Source organism: Paraburkholderia sp. WS6 (genome assembly GCF_030464835.1).
GTDB classification, from domain to species: domain Bacteria; phylum Pseudomonadota; class Gammaproteobacteria; order Burkholderiales; family Burkholderiaceae; genus Paraburkholderia; species Paraburkholderia madseniana.
In genome coordinates, this window is sequence record NZ_JALQCK010000001.1 from 502,959 (window position 1) to 521,386 (window position 18,428).

Annotated in this window: 17 protein-coding genes; 10 read left to right on the top strand and 7 right to left on the bottom strand. The window is 61.1% G+C overall.

Features of this window, described 5'->3' with window-relative positions; all coding sequences use genetic code 11:
- Positions 1-2 precede the first annotated feature (2 nt).
- The 6 genes from M0D64_RS02180 (at position 3) to M0D64_RS02205 (ending at position 6,085) form a co-directional block, all read left to right on the top strand.
- Entirely contained in the window at positions 3-779 is a 777-nt protein-coding gene (locus M0D64_RS02180) for a DUF1295 domain-containing protein (RefSeq protein WP_266256424.1), read from the top strand.
- A gap of 123 nt (positions 780-902) precedes the next feature.
- On the top strand, positions 903-1,502 hold the full coding sequence (locus tag M0D64_RS02185; protein ID WP_266256425.1) for a uracil-DNA glycosylase family protein: 600 nt from the start codon (positions 903-905) through the stop codon (positions 1,500-1,502).
- 179 nt (positions 1,503-1,681) lie between these two features.
- Positions 1,682-2,281, top strand: coding sequence for a cytochrome b (locus M0D64_RS02190; protein ID WP_154563045.1), 600 nt, complete (start codon positions 1,682-1,684; stop codon positions 2,279-2,281).
- A gap of 56 nt (positions 2,282-2,337) precedes the next feature.
- Positions 2,338-3,789, top strand: coding sequence for a glycosyltransferase (locus M0D64_RS02195; protein WP_266256426.1), 1,452 nt, complete (start codon positions 2,338-2,340; stop codon positions 3,787-3,789).
- Positions 3,790-3,980: 191 nt separating this feature from the next.
- Positions 3,981-5,219: an aromatic ring-hydroxylating dioxygenase subunit alpha gene (locus M0D64_RS02200; protein ID WP_266256427.1), complete on the top strand. Its 1,239-nt coding sequence runs from the start codon at positions 3,981-3,983 to the stop codon at positions 5,217-5,219.
- A gap of 446 nt (positions 5,220-5,665) precedes the next feature.
- Positions 5,666-6,085, top strand: coding sequence for a rubredoxin (locus M0D64_RS02205; RefSeq protein WP_301717109.1), 420 nt, complete (start codon positions 5,666-5,668; stop codon positions 6,083-6,085).
- Here M0D64_RS02205 and M0D64_RS02210 read toward each other — a convergent pair.
- The gene (locus M0D64_RS02210; RefSeq protein WP_266256428.1) at positions 6,082-6,927 is read right to left on the bottom strand and encodes an oxidoreductase; all 846 of its coding nucleotides are present in this window, start codon (positions 6,925-6,927) and stop codon (positions 6,082-6,084) included. The genes M0D64_RS02205 and M0D64_RS02210 overlap by 4 nt on opposite strands.
- Before the next feature lie 57 nt (positions 6,928-6,984).
- Complete coding sequence (locus tag M0D64_RS02215) at positions 6,985-7,914, bottom strand: LysR family transcriptional regulator (protein ID WP_266256429.1); 930 nt, start codon at positions 7,912-7,914, stop codon at positions 6,985-6,987.
- Between the two features lie 83 nt (positions 7,915-7,997).
- Between M0D64_RS02215 and lysA the strand changes: the two genes are divergently transcribed.
- A complete protein-coding gene (gene lysA, locus M0D64_RS02220) occupies positions 7,998-9,266 on the top strand; it encodes a diaminopimelate decarboxylase (protein WP_266256430.1) in 1,269 nt (422 codons plus the stop codon).
- A gap of 122 nt (positions 9,267-9,388) precedes the next feature.
- On the opposite strand, the gene M0D64_RS02225 is transcribed toward lysA, so the two are convergent.
- On the bottom strand, positions 9,389-10,309 hold the full coding sequence (locus tag M0D64_RS02225) for a LysR substrate-binding domain-containing protein (protein WP_266256431.1): 921 nt from the start codon (positions 10,307-10,309) through the stop codon (positions 9,389-9,391).
- A 116-nt stretch (positions 10,310-10,425) separates the two neighbouring features.
- Here M0D64_RS02225 and M0D64_RS02230 point away from each other — a divergent pair, with 116 nt between their 5' ends.
- On the top strand, positions 10,426-11,193 hold the full coding sequence (locus tag M0D64_RS02230) for a transporter substrate-binding domain-containing protein (protein WP_266256432.1): 768 nt from the start codon (positions 10,426-10,428) through the stop codon (positions 11,191-11,193).
- Between the two features lie 39 nt (positions 11,194-11,232).
- Complete coding sequence (locus M0D64_RS02235) at positions 11,233-12,348, top strand: succinylglutamate desuccinylase/aspartoacylase family protein (protein ID WP_266256433.1); 1,116 nt, start codon at positions 11,233-11,235, stop codon at positions 12,346-12,348.
- A gap of 85 nt (positions 12,349-12,433) precedes the next feature.
- On the opposite strand, the gene M0D64_RS02240 is transcribed toward M0D64_RS02235, so the two are convergent.
- The 4 genes from M0D64_RS02240 to M0D64_RS02255 form a co-directional block, all read right to left on the bottom strand.
- A complete protein-coding gene (locus M0D64_RS02240; protein WP_266256434.1) occupies positions 12,434-12,700 on the bottom strand; it encodes a cupin domain-containing protein in 267 nt (88 codons plus the stop codon).
- A gap of 76 nt (positions 12,701-12,776) precedes the next feature.
- Positions 12,777-13,172, bottom strand: coding sequence for a hypothetical protein (locus M0D64_RS02245; RefSeq protein WP_266256435.1), 396 nt, complete (start codon positions 13,170-13,172; stop codon positions 12,777-12,779).
- A 415-nt stretch (positions 13,173-13,587) separates the two neighbouring features.
- Complete coding sequence (locus tag M0D64_RS02250) at positions 13,588-15,741, bottom strand: phosphocholine-specific phospholipase C (protein ID WP_266256436.1); 2,154 nt, start codon at positions 15,739-15,741, stop codon at positions 13,588-13,590.
- Between the two features lie 63 nt (positions 15,742-15,804).
- The gene (locus M0D64_RS02255; RefSeq protein ID WP_266256437.1) at positions 15,805-16,119 is read right to left on the bottom strand and encodes a hypothetical protein; all 315 of its coding nucleotides are present in this window, start codon (positions 16,117-16,119) and stop codon (positions 15,805-15,807) included.
- 210 nt (positions 16,120-16,329) lie between these two features.
- On the opposite strand from M0D64_RS02255, the gene M0D64_RS02260 reads away from it, so the two are divergent.
- The gene (locus M0D64_RS02260; protein ID WP_266256438.1) at positions 16,330-18,408 is read left to right on the top strand and encodes an amylo-alpha-1,6-glucosidase; all 2,079 of its coding nucleotides are present in this window, start codon (positions 16,330-16,332) and stop codon (positions 18,406-18,408) included.
- Positions 18,409-18,428: the final 20 nt, after the last annotated feature.

The following is an 18,428-nucleotide window of genomic DNA, read 5'->3' on the forward strand; positions in this document are numbered from 1 at the left end:
CCATGCCGCCACTTGCCGCCGCCGTGATCGCCCTGATTGCGCTCATCGTGATCTTCAGCGCCGTCTGGGCGTGGCAGTTGAAGACCGGGAATGCCGGCATGGTCGACCCGGTCTGGGCCTATTCGCTCGGCCTGGTCGCGGTGCTCTATGCCGTGCTCGGCAACGGCGATCCGGTATCGCGTGCACTAACCGCGCTGGGTGGCCTGGTTTGGGGCGTGCGGCTCGGCACGCATCTGTGGAGACGCAATTTCGGCAAACCGGAAGACGCGCGCTATCGCCGCTTCCGTGAAGAATGGGGCGACAAGGCAGCCAGCAAGATGTTCTGGTTTTTCCAGGTGCAAGTCGTGATTTCGATGCTGCTGTCGATCGCGTTTCTGGTGCCGTCGTATCGGAGCAGCCCACCGGCCGTCGGCTGGATCGTGCTGGCGGTTGTGGTGTGGATCGCATCGGTAGTCGGCGAAGGCATCGCGGACCGTCAACTCAAGCGCTTCACACAGGACCCGGCCAATCACAACAGCGTGTGCCGCGTTGGCCTGTGGCGCTATTCACGGCATCCGAACTACTTCTTTGAATGCGTGCATTGGGTTGCTTACATCGCGCTGTCGATCGGCACGCCCTGGGGTTGGGCCACCTTGTTGCCGCCGGTGCTGATGGTGTTTCTGCTGCTGAAGCTCTCCGGCATCCCGCTGCTCGAAGAAAGCATGGCGAAAAGGCGCGCCGGTTACGCCGATTACATGCGCACCACCAGCGCGCTGATTCCGTGGCCGCCGCGGCATTGAGATGAGCCGGCCACGGCGAGCGCGTGTTCATGTTCATGTTCGGCTACGCGAACGGGAATGAGTGGGGCGTGGGACACTATCGGTTTGTAAAACGCTAAACCGAATCCTGACCCGCGCCTCGGTATGACCGCAAGGAAACCCATTTCACTGAACACGTTGTTGCACGACATTCGCGCCTGTACGGTGTGCGCGCCGGTGCTGCCGCATGCGCCGCGGCCGGTCGTCGTGGCGTCGGCTGATTCGCGCATTCTGATCATCGGCCAGGCGCCCGGTGCGCGCGTGCATGCTTCGGGCATTCCATGGAGCGACGCGAGTGGCGCACGTTTGCGCAACTGGCTCGAAGTCTCCGACGAGACCTTTTACGACGCCTCGAAATTTGCCATCGTGCCGATGGGTTTCTGCTTTCCGGGCAGAGGGGCGAGTGGCGATTTGCCGCCGCGGCCCGAATGCGCCGCGCTTTGGCATCAGGCCTTGCTCGCGCAGTTGCGCGAGGTGCGGCTCACGTTACTGATTGGCCAATACGCACAGCGTTTTGGCCTCGGTGACGCCTTCGGGCCGACGCTAACCGATACGCTGCTGCGCTGGCGAGATTACGGCCCCCACGTGATACCGCTCCCGCACCCCTCGCCGCGCAATATTGCCTGGTTCAAGCGCAACCCGTGGTTCGACGCGGATGTATTGCCGACTTTGCGGGCGCGGGTTGGCGCGGCGCTCCAGGCGTGATTTGCCTCGCGCCGTCGAAATACGTCGAAATAATCGGAAACACACAATTAAGCGACTGACGGAATAAAACGGCAAACTGATGCGTTTGCTTCATACCGGCGGCGAGATCAGGCCTGCTGCGGCACGGCCGAATTTTCAAACAGCTTTCGCCAAAAAACCATTTGCAGACGGAACGACCGATGAATACTCACGCCGACTCCCTGACCGATTCGACCGGCACGCCGCTGGCGTCGCGCTATACCCGCACGGCGATAACGCTGCACTGGCTGATCGCGCTGCTGATGATCGGCAATGTCGTACTCGGCCTGACCGCGGAATCATGGCCCGACGACTGGGTGCGTCCGGTAGTCGACACTCATAAGTCGATCGGGATCACGGTGCTCGGTCTCGCGCTGATGCGTATCTTGTGGCGCGTGACACACAAGCCGCCGCCGTTGCCGCGTGAGTTTCCGTCGTGGGAAAAGATCGCCGCGCACGTTGCCCATTTCCTGCTGTATCTGCTGATGATCGCACTGCCGCTATCCGGCTGGCTGCACGATTCCGCGTGGAAAGATGCCGCCACGCATCCGATGCGCCTGTTCAATCTGTTCCCCTGGCCGCGCATCGGTTACGTGATGAATCTCGATCCGGTGCTCAAGGAGTCCTTGCACGACCGCTTCGGCGCCTTGCATACGTGGCTTGGCTACGCGCTGTATGCGTTGCTGGCGATGCATATCGGCGGCGCGTTGAAGCATCAATGGATCGATCGCAAGTCGGTTCTGAAACGCATGGTGCGGTAAGCACCGCCACGCTGCTTTCTATCTAATAACCACCAACGACGGACTCAGCAGTCATTTTGAAGAAAACTCTGGAACAGGCACTCGCCCTTGCATCGCCGCGCATTCTGCCGCGTCCCACTACGCTGCTGAGCACGCTGATTCATTTCAGCGTCGTCGTGCTGTGGTTGTTGCTGTTCGCCCGCGCATTCTTTCTGCAAGGCGTGGTGGCGTGGTCGACCGGCATTGCGTACGTCGTGTACGACACCTTGCTGCTTGCGTTCGTCACCTGGAAAACGCTGCCGTTGATGCGGCCCACGCCGCCGCTCGAGCCGGACTTCGATGCGCGCAACTTGCCGGGCATGGGGGTGATCGTCGCGTCGCATAACGAGGCGACGGTATTGCCGGTGACGCTCGCCGCGCTGCTGCGCCAGACGCATGGCCCGGCGCAAATTGTGATCGCCGACGACGGTTCCACCGATGCCACCCATGCGCTGCTCACCGAACGCTTTGGCCTCACTGCCGCCGCTAATGGCGTTCTGAGCGCGCCGAGTTCGCTCTACCCGAATCTGTACTGGCTGCGCGTGCCGCACGGCGGCAAGGCGCGTGCGCTGAACGCCGCCATCATGGTCATGACCACCGAGACCGTGATGACCGTCGACGCCGACACGCTGCTCGACGACGACGCCACCTACGCGATGCGCGCCGCCTTCGCGAGCGAGCCGAAGCTGGTCGCGGCGGCCGGCATTCTGGTGCCGGTGTGCGGCAAATCGGTGTCGGGCCGCGTGTTCCAGTGGTTCCAGACCTACGAGTACATGCGCAATTTCATCGCCCGTTTTGCGTGGATGCGCGCCGATAGCCTGCTGCTGATTTCCGGCGCCTTCGCGTCGTTCAGGCGCGACGCGCTGGTCGACGTGGGCGGTTTCGATCCGCAGTGCCTGGTCGAAGACTACGAACTGATTCATCGGCTGCGCCGCTATTCGGTCGATCATGGTCTCGGCTGGGACGTGCGTGTGGTCGGCGATGCGCATGCGCATACCGACGCGCCGGACAACCTCGGCAGTTTCCTGCGGCAGCGCCGCCGCTGGTTTGCGGGTTTCCTGCAAACGCAATACTGGAACCGTGACATGACCGGCAACCCGCGCTACGGCACGATGGGCATGCTGATGCTGCCGGTCAAGGCCATCGATACGATGCAGCCGATCTACGGGCTGACCGCCTTCGCGCTGCTGCTCGGCTTTCTGTTCGGCGGGCACGGCGCGATCGTCGTGTCGATTTTCAGCGTGATCGGCCTCAAGACGGCGATCGACCTCGCGTTTTATCTCTGGTGTATCCATCTGTACCGCCGCTGGACCGGCGAGCGCACCGGCTCCAGTTTGTGGATGGCGGTGCTCGCGGCGATCGCCGAGCCGTTCACATTCCAGTTGGTGCGGCACGTCGGCGCACTGCTCGGCTGGCTGCATTTCCTGCGTGGCGGACGCTCGTGGGGCGTGCAACGCCGCTCCGGGCTCGTGACGCGCGACGAGACCTAACCACCAAGCGCCTCGTTTGAAGACCGTAGGGTCGCACGCAGGCGCGATTGCGCCCATGGACTGCGCAGTGGGGTATGGCATGCAGGTGGCGGAACCATGCCGCTTCGGCTTCGAGTAGACTGTACGGCGATGTCGGCCCGCGAATTGCAGGGCGACCACCTTCCATCCGCTCGTGCACGGAGGCTCCACCTATGCATGCTGTTCCCCCGCTCGAACAAGACACCGTCGATGCGCCGGCCCATACGTCTTCTGCTCATGCCGCCGCGCAAACCAACGCGCCAACAGGCGCGAATGCACACGCGCCGGATCAGGCCGCCAACGACGCCCCAGTGCGCGATCTGCGCCGCGTCGGTATTCACCCTGATTACTGGTATCCGCTCGCGTGGTCGCATGAGGTGAAGCGGGGCAAGACGCATGGTGTGACGTTCGCGGGTGAGCCGATCGTGCTGGCGCGTACGGAGTCCGGCAAGGTGTTTGCGCTCGAAGATCGCTGCGCACATCGTCAGGTACCGTTGCATCAGGGCGTGGTGGACGGCGAGTCGATCCGCTGCGGGTATCACGGCTGGACCTACGACTGTTCGGGCACCTGCATCGACGTGCCGTATCTGGGCCGCGAACGTCTGCCCAATGGCGTGCGCTCTTATCCGTGCCGCGAAGTCGAAGGCCTGATTTTCGTGTTTCCCGGCAATGCCGAGTTGGCCGAAGAGCGGACGCTACCCGCGTTCGGCGCCGTATCCGACAAGAAGTACAAGACGCGCCGTTTCGGCCGTCCGGTCAATTGCCACTATTCGTTCATGCACGAGAATCTGATGGATATGAACCATCAGTTCCTGCATCGCCGGCAAATGGGGCAGATGCGCGCGCGGTCGGTGGGTCGTCGGCGTGGCGAGGGCTGGGTCGAAGTCGATTACACGTTTGCGCGTATGGCTGGCCAGCAGCCGATCGGCGAAGCGATCGTGTTCGGCCAGAGCCGCAAGACAGGCGGCGACAACGACAAGGACGTGATGACGATCCGCACCGAGTATCCGTATCAGACGCTGCAGATCCGCACGTCCGATCAGACGCTGGTGATGGATTTGTGGATCGTCTATGTGCCGCTCGATCGCGAGCAGCGCACGAACCGCACCTTTGGCCTGCTGTCGATTCGCAAACCGGGCATTCCAGGCGTGCTGAATCTCGCGTGGCCGCTGCTCGTGTGGTTCACCGAACGCATCTTCAAGGAAGACCGCGAAATCGTCGAAGCAGAACAACGTGCGCACGATTCGCAGGGCGCGGACTGGAATCACGAGGTGTTTCCGGTCATCAACGAATTACGCGCCTTGCTGCGCGAGAGCGGCGCGCCGGATCACGTGGTGGGCGCTGGTACCGGTGGCGCCGCGGTGATCCGCTTCTGGGATTCGCGTCACGGCAATCCATTGTCGAATACCTGATATTCGAGCTTTTTGGGGCTTCGGCCGTTGCCGCGATCGTGGCGGCGGTGTCGGAGCATGCTGGCGAGGTGGCTGTTTCGTAGGCCGCTTTCCGCCCGGCGGAGAATGAATCCATCTCCACCCGGTAGGGAATTCAAGCCGATCGACTAGCGATAATGGCATCTGACACGCCGAGGTTTGCGCCAATCGAGATGCGCCCGCCTCCGACCCGTGTACTATTTCGCTTTTTCCGATCTTTAAGAACGCCTCGTGACTACGCAACACATCCCCACCGCATCCCGTAAATCCCTCACTCTGCTGCAACTGCTGGGCCTCATCGGCGCCGCTGGACTGATTGCGGCGATCGTGCTGAACCAGTTCGTCTGATCCCGCCGCGAAGCCCTCGCTTCAAGCATTCGACTCTATACCGGCGCTCGCCGCCGGCTTCATCGATATTCCGATTTGCCATGTACAAGAAGGGCGTCGCTGTAGAAATCCAGTTTTCTCCCGAACGGCTCAACGACGGCGCTGGCGATCCGTACTGGATCGATTTGACGCAGGTCGAAGCGCAACGGCTGTTGGAAAGCCTGCAGGCACGCCTTGCTGAAAATAGTGCAGGTACCGCCGCGCCTTTGGTCGTGAGCCTTGATGAGATGGCGGCGTCGCGAGCGGCGGTCGATGCCCCGCATGCGGCGGAAGAAAGCGCCGCGCTTGCGGACGACTTCAAACAATGGGTCTGCGTGATCTGCGGCTGGATCTACGACGAAGCCGCCGGCTTGCCGGAAGAAGGTATCGCGCCGGGCACCCGCTGGGCAGATGTCCCGGCCGACTGGCGCTGCCCACTGTGCGACGTGGGCAAGGAAGATTTTGCGTTGGTCGAGTTTTAAGCCGGATAATCCGCGCCGACCGTCGTGGCCTCCCACGCATCGAAGTCGCCGCGCATGAAGTCCAGCTTCTTTCGCGCCAGTTCGAGCGCCATCTTGCCGAGCAGCAAACGCAGCGGCGGCTTGTCTGACAGCGCGGCGTCGATGATCGCCTGGGCGGCGCGCACCGGATCACCCGCCTGCTTGCCACTGCGCGCCTCGGTCTGCTTGCGGCGCTCGCCTGCCGTGGCCGCATAGTCGTTGATCTCCGTAGCCGATTGCTTGATCGACGGACCTGCCCAGTTCGTGCGGAACGGGCCGGGTTCGACGATCAATACGTCGATGCCGAGCGGCTTCACTTCCGTCGCGAGCGATTCGGACAAGCCTTCCACCGCGTATTTGGTGGCGTGGTAATAGCCGGTCGCGGCGAAACTCGTGATGCCGCCGATCGACGACACATTCACGATCAAACCACTGTGCTGCTCACGCATGATCGGCAGCACGGCTTTCGTTATGTCGACCAGGCCGAACACGTTGGTCTCGAACATGGCGCGGACTTCGTCGTCCTCGCCTTCTTCGATCGCGGCCAGATAGCCGTAACCCGCGTTATTGACGAGCGCGTCGATGCGCCCGAAACGCTGCTTGGCTTGCGCGACCACGTCGTCGATCTGCTTGCGGTTCGTTACGTCGAGCGGCAGAACCAGCGCGCGATCGCCGTGTGCTTCGGCGATATCTTTCACTTTCGACGGGTCGCGTGCGGTGACCACCGCGCGCCAGCCGCGCTCCAGCACCAACTTCGCTAACTCGCGGCCGAAGCCGGTGGAACAGCCTGTAATCAGCCAGACGGGATTGTCTCGATTCATCATTTGGGAAACTCCTGTTGATGGGCGAACGTGGCGCGGTTTGTTCGTCGAATAGCGCCCTTATTGCTGCTTGCGTTTTGAGTGGGTTTTTAATTGTATTCGCAACGCGTCTGCCTCGCTTTGCAGCGCGTCGACGAACGCAACGGCCAGCGGATGGCTTGGGCGATGCTCCGGATGAACCACGCTCACGCGAAACGGCAGCGACACGGCAAGCGGCCGGATATGCAGATTGCGGCCCGCGAAATCCAACGCCGTAAGCGGATTGACGATGGCCACGCCGAGACCTTGCCGCACGAAACTGCACACGGAGACAGCGGTGGGCGTCTCGATCATCTGGCGGCGCGCGATGCCCGCTTGCGTGAAGGCTTCGTCGATCTGAATCCGGTACGGATCGTTCGACGACAGACTGATGAAGGGTTGATTCGCGAAGTCCCTCAAATCGATCACGCGCTTTGCGAGCAATGGATGCCCATCGGGCAGCACGCAAACTTCGTCCACTTCGAGCAAAGGTGTCAAGCGTGTTCCAGCAGGCGGCGCGCCGTGTTCGGTCAGGCCGAGGTCATAACGCTGCGCGGTCAGCCATTCTTCGAGAAACGGCGATTCCTGCGTCGCGATCGAGAGGCTGACGCCGGGCTGTACATCGTGAAAACGTTTCGCCGCGCCTGGCAGGATCGAGTGCGAAAACGCGGGCAACGCGATGATGGAAAGCTGGCCACCCTGAAATTCGCGCAGACTTGCCGCCGTGGACGCTACCCGTTCGAGACCGATATACGCGCGCTTGATTTCATCGAACAGCGTCAACGCGGACATGGTCGGACGCAAGCGACCCTGCACGCGTTCGAACAAGGCAAAACCGATGCTCTGTTCCATGCGCGCAATTTCGCGGCTTACCGTGGGTTGTGAAGTGAACAGCATCTCGGCTGCCTTGGTGACGCTGCCTGTCGTCATCAACGCGCGGAATACTTCGATATGTCGATGAGTGAGCGCCATGATGTGTATATCAAGAATGAATGGGTTAACGATAAATAGGTATTTTACTGAATGACCGGTTCTCAGCATCATGTTGCTCACTAATGCTTCGATATAGAGAGCCGCCAACCGTGACCACATTCAATCCACCGCAACTCGTCGAACTCGCGCATCAGTACGGCACGCCCATTTGGGTCTATGACGCGGACGTGATCCGCCAGCGTATCGCCGAATTGCGCAGCTTCGACGTGATTCGCTATGCACAGAAGGCGTGTTCGAACGTGCATATCCTGAGGCTGATGCGCGACGAAGGGGCGATGGTCGATGCGGTGTCTTCAGGCGAAATCGCGCGTAGTCTCGCGGCGGGTTTCCAGCCGGACGGCGATCCTGAGGGCGTGGTGTTTACGGCGGATCTTGTCGATCACGCGACGCTGGCCACCGTGATCGAGCATCGCATCACGGTCAACGCCGGTTCGCTCGATATGCTTGAACGCGTTGGACGACATGCGCCTGAAGGTCATCGTGTGTGGCTGCGAATCAACCCCGGTTTCGGGCACGGACACAGCAACAAGACCAACACGGGCGGCGAGCACAGCAAGCACGGCATCTGGCTTGACGACGTGCCGCTGGCGATCGCTATGGTGCGGCGTTACGGTCTGAAGCTGGTCGGGCTGCACATGCATATCGGCTCCGGCGTCGACTACACGCATCTATCGCGCGTGTGCGATGCGATGGTCGAAGCGTTGCAAGGCTTGGGCCACGATATCGAAGCTATTTCGGCCGGTGGCGGTTTATCGGTGCCGTACAGGGAAGGTGAGCCGCGGATCGACGTCGAGCATTATTTCCGTCTTTGGGACGCGGCGCGGCGGCAGATCGAAACGCATCTTGGGCATCGCGTGAGACTCGAAATCGAGCCGGGGCGCTTTCTGGTTGCAGAAGCGGGTGTGCTGGTTGCCGAGGTGCACGCGCTGAACCGGCGGCCGAACCGGCAGTTCGCCTTGCTGGATGCGGGATTCAATGATCTGGTGAGGCCGTCGTTCTACGGCAGCCATCATGAGATGACGGTGGTGAAGGGTAATGGCGTGCCGAGCGAAGCGCCGGCTGGCTCTTTCGCGGTGGCCGGGCCGTTGTGCGAGGCCGGCGATGTGTTTACGCAGGAGGCGGGCGGTGTCGTCACGAGCCGCTCCATGCCGGCGCCGGAAGTAGGGGACTTCATCGTGTTTCATGACGCCGGGGCATACGGCGCGTCGATGTCATCGAACTACAACAGCCGGCCGTTGGCGCCTGAGGTGTTGCTGGAAAACGGCACGCCGCGGTTGATTCGGCGCAGGCAGACCATCGAGGAGTTGATCGCGCTCGAAACGCCAAATTGATTCTGTCGAGCGTGGTCGCTGCGAACCGTCGGCCGTACGCCAGGCCACCGCAAGCGTTGTGCATTGCGAATGCACGTTCGACTCTAAATCGACCCTCGTCGGGCTTTTTTATGCCCCAGCGCTCATCGCGCCCGCACCGTGCGCGTGTATGACGCAATCATCGTCGCGAGTTCCTGCGCGGCGGGCGTCACGGGAATCGCCGCGCGCTGCAGCAGGCACACGTTCTGTTCGACCGCCCGTTCGCGCACATTGATCGACGTGAGCGTGCTCGCAAACGGTCCGCGTTTGACGACAATCGACGACTCCAGCGACAGGCAGTCCGTCGCGCCCACCAGATGCAGCGTCTCGTACAGACCTTCCACCGTCGCGATGATTTTCGGCGACGGCAGGCCGTGGCTCTCGAACAGATGGTTCAGGCGATTGACCTGCGGATCGTCGGTGAGATTCGGCGACGGCGTTGCCACCCATGTGCAATCGACGAGATCGGCAATCGAGGTGGCGCCTGCTTTTGGATGACCGCGACGGCAGACGACCACGGGATCGGACGGATAGAGCGGCGTCACGGACAGATCGGCCGTATCGGTGTGCTTCGACACTAGCGCGACAGCGAAATCGAGCCTGCCTTCGCGAATCCACGAAATCATCATTCGCGAGGTGCCGGTGCGCAAATGTACGGCGACCCGCTCGAAGCGCGCGCGGAATTCCATCAGCACCGGAGCGAAGGCGTCAATCAACGGCTCGGTGGTCATGCCGAACGTGACCTCGCCCGCGTAGTCGCCGCGCAGTTGCTGCACTTCCTGTTCGGCCCGCTCGCATTCGCCGAGAATCGCGCCGGCGCGCTGCAAGAGCCGCTGGCCGAGCGCGGTCAGCGCGATGCCGCGGTTCGTGCGGGTGAATAAAGTCGCGCCCAGCATCGATTCGAGATTCTGCAACTGCTGCGTGATGCCGCTCTGGGCGATGCCGAGCGCCCGCGACGCAGCGCGGATGCTGCCGTGCTCGGCAACGGCGGTGAACGCGCGGAGCTGGGAGATCGTCAGCGCCATGAGAAGTCTCTGTGATCGGTAAAAGTGATCATGATATTACTTTTGAGACTTCTTTGAGGCGCAACGGCGGCATAGGATGGCCCTGTAGTAATCCGCCCAACCCACACCCGCCTCCCATGAAAATTCCGCTGATGATCTTGAGCGCCGCGCTGACTTTCAGCAGTGGTGCGTTTGCCGCCGACCCCGCCGCGCTGCGCCTCGGTATCGATCCGACCTATCCGCCGATGGACTCCAAGGCGCCCGATGGCAGCTTCAAGGGTTTCGACGTCGATCTCGGCAACGAAATCTGCCGGCGCATCCATGCGCGTTGCCAATGGGTCGAACTCGAGTTCTCGGGGATGATTCCCGCGCTGCAGGCGCGCAAGATCGACGCGATCCTTTCGTCGATGGCGATCACGGACAAACGCGAACAACAGATTCTGTTTTCGTCGAAGCTGTTCCAGTTCAAATCGCGGTTGATCGCGCGACAAGGTTCGGCGCTCACGGGCGGTACGAATGCGTTGGGCGGCAAGCAGATCGGCGTGCAGTCGGGGACACAGTTCGAGAGTTACGCGCTGAAGAATTGGGCGCCGCTTGGCGTGCATGTGGTTGCGTACAAGAGTCAGGAGGAGGTGTTCGCCGACTTGCAGAACGGTCGTCTCGATGGCGCGTTGCTCGGATCTGTTGAAGCTGACTACGGCTTTTTGCGTACGCCGGCGGGGAAGGGGTTTGCGTTTGTCGGTGAGCCGCTTTCGATGGGTGACCGCGGCGTGGGCATCGGCCTGCGCAAGGATGAGACTGCAGTGCAGGCGTCCATTAACGAGGCGATTGCTTCGATGCGCAAGGACGGTACGTACGCGCAGATCGCGAAGAAGTACTTCGACTTCGATCCGTACGGCAATTGATTTTCTCACTTCATATTCTTTTCCAGGCTTCTCGCTCTTATGAACAAGCAATCGATTCCGCTTCTATCGCCGGCTATCGGCACGCACCGCGAACTGGTGTCGTTTCATTTTGGTCCTGCGGATAGCGGACAGAAGATCTATATCCAGTCGTCGCTGCATGCCGATGAAACGCCTGCGATGTTGACGACGGTTTTGCTTAAGCGTCGATTGCTTGAACTGGAGAAGCAGGGTGCGTTGAACGCGGAAATTGTGCTGGTACCGGTGGCGAATCCGGTCGGGCTTGGGCAGTATGTGCTCGGGCAGTTTCTTGGGCGCTTCGATCTGGGCAGCGGCAAGAACTTCAATCGACACTTCATGCAGTTTTCGAAGCTGGTGGAGCGGGCTAAGGAGGCGTTGGGTTCGGATGTTGCAGAGAATCGGCGGATTGTTCGCGAACTGATCGCTGCTGAACTCGCCGAGCAGAAACCGTTGACTGAGTTCGAGTCGCTGCAATTGGCGCTGCTGAAGCTCTCGTTCGATGCAGATGTGGTGATCGATTTGCATTGCTCGTTGGAAGCGGCAATGCATCTCTATACCAGTGAAGCTGCTTGGCCTGAGTTTGAGCCTTTGTCACGGTATCTGGGCGCGCAGGCTTCGTTGCTGGCGACTAACTCGGGCGGGGAGTCGTTTGATGAGACGCACAGCTTGTTGTGGTGGCAATTGCAGCAAGCTATGCCGGTTGATAAACCGGTACCCAATGGGGCGATTGCTGTCACTGTGGAGTGCCGTGGGCAGCGGGACGTGTCTTATGAAGTCGCGCAGGAGGACGCAGACGCGTTGGTTGATTATCTGGTCTGGCGCAAAGCTATCAAGCTTGATGTGAAGCCTTTGCCCGCGTTGCTTGCGCCTGCTACGCCGCTCGCTGGAAGCGAGCAGTTCTATGCGCCTGTTAGCGGAATTCTGATTCATCGCGCCAAGATCGGCGACACGATTCGTGTTGGCCAGGCGCTGTTTGATATCGTCGATCCGTTGACTGATGAGACGACTACGCTCGTTAGCAATACCGAGGGTGTGTTTTATATGCGGCGCGCGATTCGGTTTGTGACAACTGGGGCACCGTTGGGGCGGGTGACTGGGAAGACGGCGTTCAGGACCGGGGTCTTGTTGGGGGCGTGAGTTATTCGTTTTGCTGACGGCCAGGCGCACTGGTGTTTTCAGACCGCGCCAGCCTGCTGGGTGCGTCTGCCGTCTGCAGGTTTTCTTACTTCCTTCCCACCAGATACGTCACACCATTCGGACCGTAACGCTCTGCATGCGGTTTGTTCGCGGGCAAGTGAAAGACGTCGCCGACTTTGTACGCCTGCTCGGTGTCATCCACGCGGATGTGCAACTCGCCTTCCAGAATCAACGCTTTCGCCTCGAATGAATGTTCATGCACATCCATCGTGGTGTTCGCCTCGCGCGTCACAACGACGGCCTCAGGGAATCCTTCTTTCGTCAGGCTTTCAGTGAATGCTTCGCGGTCCATGGCGTCTCCATCGGTAAGTAGGTGCGGAGATTCGCTGTAACGCTATCCGCCAATTCGTGCAGAGCGCAGCCGTATGTCATGCCAATGCTGTTACGCCAGCGCCGACCTTCCTGCGCGTTCTCGTGCGCGGCGCCACTGATTCACCCAGCCCTTTCCTGCGCCGTGCAGCGTTCGATTCTGCTTCCTCCGCATCGGCCATCACGACCGTCATTTTCCCCCGCTCAATGTTCGCCTCGGTTTCGTACTGATGCGCCGTACGCTCCAACAACTCCGCAAGCAACATCTGGTCGCGACGGTCGCAATGGTTCATCGCGATACCTTTGCGCAGCGTTCTGGCGAGCATAGCCAGCGATGAAAGCCGTTCCACATACGTGCGGGTTGCTTCCAATACCTCTCCGGCAAGTCGCTTATATTCAGCGGGCTTCACCGAAAGACGAGGGTTCATAAATGGAACTTCAGCGGGTTTGCTCATGGCGCGATTTCCGGTTGATTCTCGAAATCGCCCGACACTCGCTGCAAACGGGTGGGCGGGCACGTAGCGAGGTTGAGAGACCGGTGCCACACCAAACCGGCGAGCCTCGCGGCTCCCTCGCCACGGCCCACCCATAAATAGACGAGCTGAAGCAAACGCGCGACCTGCGTAGCAGGCCGAACGGGTTATGGCATTCGGGCTCTCACACCCGGTCATCATTGTTTTGACGACCGCCAGATTATAAGCGCGCCCTTCTCTTAGAATTCACTTTGTTAAGCTAACTATATAACTTTGGCCAATCGGCCTAAGACGGCCGCAACATTTCCTCAGCGCAACGACATCAAACCTCTGAACTTCGATCAAGCGACCCAACAAAGCAGCCGCTCAACCGAAGCCCATCCACCTTCCCCCGCCCTTAATTCACCACCAACACCGGCGCCACAGCCGCCGGATCACTAATACTCGGCCGCCCATTCTCAACGTGCCCAGCCACGCGACGCGAGAAGCTGGCGTCATCGTTACTCGTCACCGTCAAGTCATACCAGTGATGGCTCGACGCCAGCACCCAAGCCTCTTCGATATGCGCCTCCGCCGGCACCAGCACCGGACGCGTCCGCGCCCCATACGCGTTGTCGGTCACCGTCATGCGCGCAACACCGCCGCCCTTGTTGCTGAACTTCAGAAACACGTTGCCGTTCGCAACATCGTATTGCACCTTGATTTCCGGCTGCGCGGGCTTGCCGTTGCCATGGCCGCCTGAGGCTGCCTGCGCCGTTTGCGCCGTCGAAGGTTGCGTATTACCCGCAAACTTACGCACGAAGCCATTAGGCCCGAACACTTCAAACGCATACACACCGTTCGTCGTCAGGTCAAAACTTTCATTGAGCGACTTACCCGCCTCGACGGTATAACGCCACGGACCATCCGTGCGATTCGTCGAGTACACGTAGAAATGCGCGCCTTGATCGCCGCTATTGGCGAGCACGATCTCGAACGTGTTCTTCTTCACATCCGCGTGCCCGTTCACATGCAACTCATACGGCAACGCGCGGGCGAAGCGAATGCCGCTTTCCTGCGGGTCAATCGCGCCAAGCGTCGTGGGGACGGTCGGCTTCGGCTGCGTCGCGCACTGGTTGTCGGCGATGCTCTTGTAGTTGCTCGTGTCCGGCAGCGGCGGCACCTTCGAATCCGGCGTGCGGAAGTCGAACGCCGTGGTCAGGTCACCGCACACTGCGCGGCGCCATTGCGTGATATTCGGCTCATACACACCAAAGCGCGTTTCGATGAAGCGAATCACCGACGTGTGATCGAACACCTGCGAGCACACAAAACCACCCTTGCTCCACGGCGATACGATCGTCATCGGCACGCGCGGGCCGAGGCCGTACGGCAGGCCGTCCGCGGTGTAGCTGCCGCCACGCGCCGGATTCACCACGTTGTGAATTTCACCGTCGGTGCTGACCGTCGACTGACCTTGCGCCGGGGTCGTCGCCGGTTGCGGCGGCACGAGGTGGTCGAAGAAGCCGTCGTTCTCGTCGTACATGATGAACAGCACGGTCTTGCTCCACACTTCGGGATTCGACGTCAATGCATCGAGAATCTGCGACGTGTATTCCGCGCCGTATGCGGGCGTATAGCTCGGGTGCTCGGAGTACGCAGCCGGCGGGCACAGCCACGACACTTGCGGCAGCTTGTTGGCCAGCACGTCGGCCTTCAAATCGTCGATGGTGCGCACGGTTTGCGCGCGCTCATACAACGGCGAACCCGGCTGCGCGTTGATGAAGTTCGCGAAGTTCTGCAGAACGTTGGTGCCGTAGTTGCCATTCAACGGATCGGCGCCGGTCAAACCCTGCTGATACACCTGCCACGAAATCCCCGCGGCTTGCAGGCGTTCCGGGTACGTGGTCCATGAGAGCAATTGATAATTCGGCGGACCGTCGCCGTCGACGAAATCGTTGTTGTCGAGCAGCGGACCGCCCAGCGTGCCGGTCGGATCGACCATGCCGGTCATCAGATACGAACGGTTCGGGTGCGTCGGTCCCGGCAGCGAGCAGAAGTAGGCGTCGCAGATCGTGAATGCATCGGCCAGCGCGTAGTGGAACGGAATGTCGCTGCGCAGGTGATAGCCCATCGTCATGTCGGTCTTGTTCGCGGGCCACTGGTCGTAGCGGCCGCCGTCGATCGCGGCATGCGTCTTGTACCAGGTATGGTCAAGATCGCCGACGCATTGTGCGCTGGTCGTCGCCGTGTTCAGATGGAACGGCAGCACCGGCTGGGTCGGGTCTTCCTTCGACGGTTGATACCACACCGGCTTGCCGCCCGGCAGCGGAATCGGGAAGCGGTCGTTGTAACCACGTACGCCGCGCAGGTGGCCGAAGTAGTGGTCGAACGAACGGTTCTCCTGCATGAACACGACGATGTGCTCGACATCGCGGATCGTGCCGGTGCGCGAAAACGCTGGCACGGCAAGCGCATTGCGAATGGACTCGGGCAGCGCGGTCAGCGCGGCGGCAGCGCCGGCGGATGAAGCCACGGTCTGCAGGAAACGGCGACGGCTATTTGATGTCATCGAATATCACCTTCTGCGGGTGGGGAAAGAATAGCGCGCCTCGCGCGCGCCGGAGGAGTCAGGTCAATTGCTGTTGGCGTTGTCGCCCGGTGCGTAATGCATCACGGGCGCGACTTGCTGGCTGTCGGCAGCGAGGCTGGCTTGCATGTTTTGGGTGATGGTGTCGGACGCGGCGGCGGGGCCGGCTGCGAGCGGCGCTGATGCGTTGAGCATTCCCGCCGCGGGGGCTGTCGTGGCGTTTTGCGCGACAGCGTTATTAGCGGCGGTTGGCGATGAAGACGTCGAGGCCGAGCCGGAGTCATCGGCGCCGCAACCGCTCAACGCGAAAGTTGCGAGTGCAACGAAAACGGCGCTGGCCAGGCGGGTGTCTGTTCTCATGTCTGCATCCAATGTGTGGCGGCGGATGCAGTCTCCATTCCTTTCGAGAAATAATTGTGAAACGTTTGCGAGTGGATAGACTTGCGTCGCAATGTCGGCTGGTAGAAAGGAAATGGAAAGCAGTAAGCAGGAGAATGGTCACGTTAGCGCCATACGGCTGAAGCCTTGGCACACCGAACGATTTGCGGCTTTGTATACCTTGGCAGCGCCATGACACGCATCGAAAGACCTTTCGACATCACGCGTCTCGAAGACGAATGGCTCGAAGCAGACGGCTTCGGCGGCTTCGCTTCGGGAACCGTCGGCACACTGCGCACGCGCCGCTATCACGCGTTGCTGCTCACGGCTACGCGCGCGCCTGGCGGGCGCGTGGTACTCGTGAACGGGGTGGAAGCGTGGCTCGAAGCGGACGGCCAGCGTTATCCGTTGAGCATGCAGCGGTATGTGCCGGACGTGATCTATCCCGACCTGACAGCGAGTCTTCTCGCGTTCGACACCGACCCGTGGCCGACATGGCGTTTGCAACTCGATCCGCAGAAAACGCTGATAGCGGAAGTGTTCGTGAGCAAAGCGACGCGCGAAACGGTTTTGCGTTGGCGGCTGGAAGGTTCTGAGGCGGCTTCTGGCGCGGGTGCGTTCACCCTGAAAGTCCGGCCCTTGCTCTCCGGGCGCGATTACCATGCACTGCACCACGAAAACTCCGCGTTCAATTTCAACGTGCAGACGAGCAGCGATCAGGCGTGCACGAGTTGGCAGCCTTATGGCGACCTGCCGGTCGTTAATGCGGCGACCAATGGCGTCTACGCGCACGCACCTGATTGGTACCGAAACTTCTGCTACGTTCGCGAGCGCGAGCGTGGCCTCGATTTCAGCGAAGACTTGGCAACGCCCGGCGTGTTCAGCTTCAATCTTGCCGATGGCGAAGCGGTGATGATCCTCAGCGCGTCGATCGCATGCTCAGCATCCGTGTCGGAGCCGTCCTCAGTATCCGCGTCGGAGCCGGCAGGTAGGAAGGCAGTCGCCGACTATGCAGCGGAGTCGGCCGGCACCGGCAACCGTGTAACGAAGCCGGCAGGCGTGAACCTAGCCCCCCACGCAACGGAACTCGCAAACATCGAACAGCAGCGCCGCAGCGCACTCGGCTCACGTCTGCAACGTTCCGCCGATGCCTACCTCGTTGCCCGCAACGAAGGCCGCACGATCCTCGCCGGCTTTCCATGGTTCACCGATTGGGGCCGCGACACGTTCATCGCCATGCGCGGCTTGCTGATCGCAACGGGGCGCCTCGACGAAGCCGAAGCGATCCTGCTCGAATGGTCGCGCACCTTGTCCGAAGGCATGCTGCCGAATCGCTTTCCCGACTACGGCGACACCCCGGAATACAACTCCGTCGATGCATCATTATGGTTCGTCGTCGCCGTCCACGACTATCTGGCGACGAATCACGCAAAAGCCGGCACGCGAACGCGCCTGCAGCAGGCAGTCGAAATTATCCTCACGGGCTACACGAACGGCACGCGCTTCAACATCAAAGCCTCCACCGACGACGGCCTCCTGAGCGCCGGCGTCCCCGGTGTACAACTCACGTGGATGGACGCAAAGGTCGGCGATTGGGTGGTCACTCCACGCATCGGCAAACCCGTGGAAGTGCAGGCACTCTGGATCAACGCATTGCGCATTGCAGCAACGTGGAATCGGCAATGGCAGCAACCTGCGGACCGGGCACTGCAAGCGTTTCATGAACGTTTTACCGATCCGTCGACGCAAACGCTCGTCGATAACGTCGATATGGATTTCGTGAAAGGTGTGGTTGACCGCTCGATCCGCCCAAATCAGATCTTCGCCGTAGGCGGCCTGCCGTTTCCGTTACTCGAAGACGCGGCGGCGCGCGCGGTGGTCGATCAGGTCGAAGCGCACCTGCTCACGCCGCTTGGCCTCAGAACGCTCGCCCCGTCCGATCCTGCCTACCGCGGGCACTACGGCGGCACGCCGCTGGAGCGCGATGGTGCCTATCATCAAGGGACGGTCTGGCCATGGCTGCTAGGCCCATTCGTCGAAGCATGGCTGCGGGTTCACGGCGCCGAGCCGGATGCCCGTACACAAGCCAAAGCGCGCTTTCTCGACCCGCTGTACGCGCATCTCGATCACGCCGGTCTCGACCATCTCTCCGAAATTGCCGACGGCGATGCGCCGCACACGCCCGCCGGCACGCCGTTTCAGGCGTGGTCGCTGGGGGAGTTGCTGCGCATCGAAAACCTGCTTGCCCGATTGGAGTCCATCGCCCCTTAAACCGCGCTACGATGTGAGTC